At 33.5% G+C, this 6,704-nt stretch carries 6 protein-coding genes; 3 read left to right on the top strand and 3 right to left on the bottom strand.

Annotated features, from left to right (window positions below; translation table 11 throughout):
- Nucleotides 1-95: 95 nt before the first annotated feature.
- The gene (locus V7183_RS02980) at nt 96-845 is read left to right on the top strand and encodes a CsxC family protein (protein WP_335358651.1); all 750 of its coding nucleotides are present in this window, start codon (nt 96-98) and stop codon (nt 843-845) included.
- Between the two features lie 282 nt (nt 846-1,127).
- Here the strand turns inward: V7183_RS02980 and V7183_RS02975 are convergent, their stop codons facing one another.
- Nucleotides 1,128-1,649 carry a DUF3967 domain-containing protein gene (locus tag V7183_RS02975; RefSeq protein WP_335358650.1) on the bottom strand — a complete coding sequence of 174 codons (522 nt, stop codon included), beginning with the start codon at nt 1,647-1,649 and terminating at the stop codon, nt 1,128-1,130.
- A gap of 422 nt (nt 1,650-2,071) precedes the next feature.
- Here V7183_RS02975 and V7183_RS02970 point away from each other — a divergent pair, with 422 nt between their 5' ends.
- Complete coding sequence (locus V7183_RS02970) at nt 2,072-2,260, top strand: DUF4177 domain-containing protein (RefSeq protein WP_335358649.1); 189 nt, start codon at nt 2,072-2,074, stop codon at nt 2,258-2,260.
- 699 nt (nt 2,261-2,959) lie between these two features.
- Here V7183_RS02970 and V7183_RS02965 read toward each other — a convergent pair.
- Nucleotides 2,960-3,613: a MarR family transcriptional regulator gene (locus V7183_RS02965; RefSeq protein WP_335358648.1), complete on the bottom strand. Its 654-nt coding sequence runs from the start codon at nt 3,611-3,613 to the stop codon at nt 2,960-2,962.
- Between the two features lie 215 nt (nt 3,614-3,828).
- Nucleotides 3,829-5,292, bottom strand: a complete 1,464-nt coding sequence (locus V7183_RS02960) for a plasmid recombination protein (RefSeq protein WP_335358647.1) — start codon at nt 5,290-5,292, stop codon at nt 3,829-3,831.
- A gap of 492 nt (nt 5,293-5,784) precedes the next feature.
- On the opposite strand from V7183_RS02960, the gene V7183_RS02955 reads away from it, so the two are divergent.
- The gene (locus V7183_RS02955) at nt 5,785-6,213 is read left to right on the top strand and encodes a helix-turn-helix domain-containing protein (protein ID WP_335358646.1); all 429 of its coding nucleotides are present in this window, start codon (nt 5,785-5,787) and stop codon (nt 6,211-6,213) included.
- Nucleotides 6,214-6,704: the final 491 nt, after the last annotated feature.

The following is a 6,704-nucleotide window of genomic DNA, read 5'->3' as shown; positions in this document are numbered from 1 at the left end:
TTATACAAGCCTGCACACAAATAAATATATTAAATATCATATTAAAGTAGATATGAAAGCATTCAAAGATAAAAAGATAAATGGAGGTTATTTAATTGAGTGAAAACAAGCACGATAAAGATTGTAAGGTTAAAGCGGAAACACAAACTCCATTCAGTAATACTGAAGCAACGCCTGTCCTTGCAAGAAATCCAATAGTTAAAATTCCAGTTGTATTAGCAGAAAGAACGCTTCAAATTGTAGTGGAAGCAACTATTCCACTTTGTCCACCAGCAGTAGAAATTAAAAGAGTGTTAAAAGATGTATTTTTACAACAATGTAAACTAGTACCTGTTGAATATGAACCTATTAATGAAACAGGGTTTTTCCGAGTAACAAGAGCGAAATTGTTTGTAGAAGGTTTTATTCGTAAAAATATTGAATATGCTGCTAAAGAGTGCAATGGTGTGATTCATGATAAAATTGCAAAAGTTCGATTCTCTGGTTTTAGTGAATTAACTGCAAATGACTTTCTTTCTTTCCCAATGATAGCTTTTTCTTCAGAAAATAAAGCCCGTTTCATTAATCCCAAAAACCCTGATGTTCCTCGTCTAGACAAATTCTTCTTTGAAAATAACGTTTTCTACAATGAACAACCATTTTGTGAAATAATTAGTGCAGAATTCTATGAGCTTGATTTCTCACCATGTGATAATGATCATGATGAACATCATGAAAAATCATGCAATAAAAATCAAGAAAAAGAATTTGACAAATTACGTGAAAAAATCGTCCTTGATCTTACTTTAAAAGTATTACAAACTCAACAAGTAAGAATTGGATCAACTGGACAATCTAGCTGCTAATTAAAGATTCTCATTAATATTCTTAAATCAAATCAGTTATTTTGTAACATTTCATACACTAAAAAAGAAAGAAGAATCCTAAAAAAATTCTCCTTTCTTTTTTACTATTAAACTCATACAAATAATTCTTACATCACAAAACTTTATCCATCTGAAGATAATATACTATTTACTATCAATAGACCCAAATTTACATAACATCACTTCTCAGTAGCAAAAAAGGTTTACTCCTTATTTATTTTATATAATGAGTAAACCTTTTTTCTATTATTAAATTCTAATTTATTTACCGAATAGACGACTCCAAAATGATTTCTTCTGTTCTGAAGCTGCTATTAAACGCTTACTATCCTGTATTTCTCTTAATACTTGCATTAATTGAATATCTCTTTGTTCTTCTCTTATTATTCTTTGAGCATCAGTTTCCTGTAAAAGTTTACTTTGTTGATCCAATCTTTGAATTAACTCTAAATTAAGTTGTTCTAATCGTTCTATACGTTCTGTTAATACTTTTATATGTTCTACATCTGCTACGCTATCCGTAGCAACAGTTGCTATTTCATTTTCTTCAACACTTGTCATTGCTAGATTTATAGCCTGTTCTAGTGTTACGTTCTTCTTGTTCATAGCTGTTACTAGCCGTTCTATAGTCGCTACGTCTTTATGATAAAAAATTCTAGAATTATTATTACCGCGCTCGAAAGGATACCCGGCTTCCTCCAGGGCAAGGCAATATTTACGTAAAGTACTTGAGCCAATCCCTAAGTTCTTGGCTACCTCAGATCCCCAATAAGTTTGAGCCATATTTTGTCCTCCCTCTGTTCTAAGCTGTTCTTCAGTTGCTATGTAGTGTTTTCCTTCTTTAGAAAGGTAACACCTTCTTTTTTAGATTGAAAGAGAAATTTTCAATTGTCTTTTGAAATTCGCCGGAGTAAAGCACAGAAATCTAACTACTTTTTTATACAGAATTCTATACAGATTTCTGTACTAATACAGGGCATTCATAAGCCAGAAAAACCCCAGTATCTCTACAATGTATAAAACGATGTATAAAATCACAAAAAGAAAAAAAGGCAAATCCCTTGTGAGAGTAAGGGGACGCCTTTGTCCTTGCTACCGATAATGAGACGTTATGTTAACTGCATATGTATAGAGTATACAGTCAAAAAAGTACAATACATCGCTTCTTCTAAATGGTACAATTAGGAAAAAAGGGGTGGAAGAATATGTATGATTACAAATTTGTGAAAGTCAAAATTGATAGATGGAAAGGGCAACCCAAAGAAGATTATAAGCGTATTATTATCGAACATGCTGAGGATGGTTGGGAATTTGTTCAAGTCCTTACTCTAACAATCTCAGGATATACGAGTTCTTTGGAGATTATCTTCAAACGAACCAAAGAACTTCTTTAAAAAACGAAAGAGGTTTGCCTTAAATAACATACAAAAAGAACTGAAATATTTGGGGATCTAATTGTTCTCGATTTAACTTATAAGACAAATAAGCTAATATTAATCAACTTCCAATAACGAGAATTATGTAAATGAGCTGTCCATATGGACAGCTCATTATTTTTTTACTTAGCATGGTTTTGTTCTGGTCTTTTTGTTTAAAACTTGCTTTTTGGCTAGAGTGTTGGCTCGTCGTGTGGGGGCGAAACCCCACGTATTACGTATCTATTTTTTGAATAAGAACTATTTTGGGACGAATGATCTAAGCGGTTCGGCTCGTATACTTACTAGTCCAAGTCGAGAACCATTGCTTTGCTTTTTGTCTGTCGGCTTGGCGAAAAAAACACACGAGCCGAAAAAAGTTTTGCAGGGACAAAATCAAAAAGAAAAAGCGGTAGCCTTTAGGTGAGGATAAACGAACCGACTTTTTGATTTTGAGGGTGGAGATTTTTGAGTGGTTTTCTCAAAAATACGACCCGTTCCTTGCGGAACTTTTAGCCCTATATATAAGAGTGAGAAGAACAAAGTGAAGAAAGTCAGTAATATCAAGGGTTTATAAGAGGTAGGGTGTGAAAAAAAATTCACACCTGTGTGATTTTTTTTTCACACCTAAAAAATGGAAAATCAAATAAAAAAAAGATGTCAATGAAAAATTGACATCTAAAATAAATAAATTGGTAGTTTATGTTTTTTAGAATCACCTTTTACTTTAAAGTTCCTAAGTGACTTTTTAAAAATATGTTGAGTTGCTCTATCTATACTGTCTTTTGGAGAACAACACATAATATTCGGATTTACAAACCATGTGCGACTAGTACAAATTCGTCCATCATCTGTTGTCATTCCTGCTTCTGCAACTCCTAAAACACCTTTCTTTAACAAAGAATTCATTGTCTTAGAAACACTTTCTCTAGTTTTACCAAGTTTTTCAGCTAAATAACTAGGCGTTGCCGCATTTGTCTCAATTTCATTATCACTATTGCTTTTTTCAATAATTACATTAGTTTTAAATTCTAAATAAGAAGATATCTGCAATAAAAATGCCTGCTCTGCATTGGTAAAATATCCAATACGATTTAAATACTCCATATTATCCATTATGATTTGCACAAACCTCACCCGATCCGTTGGTTTTTTCTTTTTTGCAATGAAATATTCTTCTCCACCAGTCGCCTTACTTAATAACTGTAAGAGCATTGCTTTCTCTTCTTCTGAGTAACCACCGGCTTGCAACTGATCATAAATACTATCAATCTTACTATCTCTTAATTTCGCTTTTTTTTCAGCTTGTCCAAAATCTACAACTTTTGTCATAAAATAATTCTCTCCCTTAGTGGAAGGAATCAACTTTTATATGTTAGAATGTATATAGAATATATATTGGTTGATTCCAACCTTATTATGAAAAACCGCCTGTCCGCCAAGACTTTGGGCGGTTTTTCTCGTTTATACGTCTTTCTTTATAATAACATGAGATGCATTGCTAAAGTCTACCATTATCACGCCTATCTTTTCATATCAAAATCTTGCTATCTGCTTATTTCTCTCTTGTGTTCACGTTCAAATTGATTATCTATTCCCTTGCTACCCAATTCATTATTAACAAGCCCTCTAAACGCTTTAAATTGCTCTCCAAGAACTTTTTTTGACAGATTATATAAAACTCTTATATTTTCCCGCAAACCCCTTATATGAGCTTTTAAACCGCTTATTTCAGTATGCAATTCTTTATTTTCTTCTCTCAATTCACGATTTTGTTTATAAGAATGATTTAAGGCAAGATTATTACCCTCTATTGTTTCTTCTAAATATTTATTATCTACTCGTAAACTCTCATTCTCTTTCACAAAATCTGTTTTTTTCAAACGCTCATAATCTTTTTTGATAGTAATCGCTGCATTCACCTGTTTCGTTACTTCTTGATATTGTTCTGGCGTTAGTACGTAATTTCTTGTCTGTTTCTTCGTAATTTCAGCTTTTCCAAACATTTTATCCTGTACTTCTGTTATTACTTCTTTACGCAAAAATGGAATTTTAACAGGTTCATTTGGTACTTGATCCATAGCACTATCTAATTCTTTTTGCATTTGTTTTACTCTTTTTTCTAACTCTACATGACGCTGGCCAATTAGCTGCAGCTTTTCACTTTCACTCTCTACTTGTTGTTTTACTACTTCTAATTCTTTGTACTTATCAACGACATTACTTTCCAAACTCTTTTTCGTTACTTCTAATTCGTTTGTTTTCTCTTCAACATTTTTTAAATGATGGTCAATCGTTTGTAACTGTGTTTCTTTTTCTTGTACTTGATTTTCAATAGTTGACTTCGCTTCTGCATATTCTTTGTATTGACGGACTTTCATGTACTTATGAGAACCCACATTAGCACGTTCAAAATTCGGAATGTATTCTTTAGCCAATTGCTCAATATAGGCCGTTTCTAATTCTCGCCAATGTGCAATTAACTTTCTTCCCGTTCCTTCTACACCTTGTTGTTGCAAAGCCCTATCCATTCCGACACGCCTCGTTAATCCTCGACTACTTTCGAAATTCGGCACATAGTTAATATGCAAATGCGGATTAGCTTCATCATCATGCAAAACCATGTTATAAACTGCTAGATTTGGATTTCGCTCTTGAAACGCCTCAGCATACTGTTTTAACGCTTTCTTTTTGGCTTCCCTATACTTTGGGTCGTCTTTGCCTTCCCCAATCGCTACAACGAGTTCTCGTTGCTCATGCGTCTTATCGTCTTTATGTATTTTGTCATAGTAATCCTCAATCTTACGGTCATTCCGTTTTTGTTTCTCGTTATACTTGTCCACCGCTTCTTGAAAGACATCCTTGTATACACTTCGGATGTCCTTTTGAACAAAGTAAATATTCTCTTCTGACCTGGCTGGATCGATGCCAGGATTTCCATGAATATTTTCTCTGTTATTATGGCTTAATGAACTTTGGTGAGATTGATTAAATGAGATAGAACCCAACATAAAATGCCACCACTTTCCCTAGATTAATTGATACCATAAGTCTAGCAAGACGACGAAATGGAGTCAATTAGAGTAACCCTATACGTATTTTGACGCTTTCGCATCAAAATCGATAGGGGTCTGCGACGCTTGTCGGCGTTGCCGAACCATGCTTAGCATGGTAAAAACAAACCTTGGGCTTTGCCCAAACCCACTGGGGAACTCTTCCCCAGACCCCATCCATTCGAACTCCCCATCCCCTCAAATCCTTGAGGGGCTCCCTCGCCGGTCGGCAGGAACAAACAATAGTTTGTTCAATGCCAAGAGGGTTCGGGTGTAGTCCAGTTGGTCAAGTCAAATACTCCCTTCGCTTCGCTAGGTCCGTTTTGATTGACCAACACATGCAACCACCTGTTCCAAACCTTTGCTACTCTTAAGTTACATCATTCCACTTTGCGATTCTTACCAATTCTTATAAGCTGTAATAAAAATAAAATTATAGGAGTTGAAAGCATGGAGTTTTATAAAAAGCTAAAAGAAGAACGCTTAAAACACAACTTATCACAAGAAGAATTAGCACTTAAATTAAACATAAGCAGACAATCGATTTCTAAATGGGAACTTGAAAAAGGCTATCCGAATATTGAAACGCTTATTACATTAAGTGAGTTATTCAACATTAGCATTGATGAATTAATTAAAGGAGATGATTGCTTGAAAGATAAAATCATCAAAGAAGGAAAAATGGGGGAATTAAGAATAACAGATCCATTCAAATGGTTATATGTATTAAGTTCAATTTTAGTAGTATTTTGGCTTTTTGTACTTCCCTGGTCCAATCCATCAGGTTTAACATTAAGCATAATTAATCTCATAGCTATTATTTACTTTGTAATTGTCGTTAACTACATCAAAAACAACAAAAAGAAATTTTTTAATTAAACTTAAAAATTAAAAACGACAGCGATCAGGTGGCTCAACATTATCTGATCACCGTCGTCTTTATTAAATAATCCCTACTTAATCACAATTTTAGATACTCAAACCTTTTTCCATCCTTCAATGTAAACTTTTGAATATTAGTTTACTTTCAATGATAGAGTTAGCACCACATGCCCATCAATCTAATATTTTGGAGTAACCCAAAACAAAAATTTCATCACACCGCAGTTATCTATAAAAATTCAGTTCATTTTTTTGTTTTAGGGAACAATTAATTTTCAATACATGTCTTAATACGAAAATATGATATCTAGTCGCTTTCTATATGCAATATTGCATATAGAAAGATATTGATAAAAATGTAAACGCTTACTATAATAAAAGCATAAAAGTAAATCACATCTTAGAACCACAAAAGAGGAGGAAATAATATGGAAATCGCAATGGCAGTTTTAAAATTTATAGGTGGAGCACTTCCATTAGTTCAAGAA

Origin of the sequence: Bacillus sp. JJ1127 (assembly GCF_036965845.1) — a bacterium.
GTDB lineage: Bacteria > Bacillota > Bacilli > Bacillales > Bacillaceae_G > Bacillus_A.
This window is presented reverse-complemented; position numbering and strand designations above follow the sequence as displayed.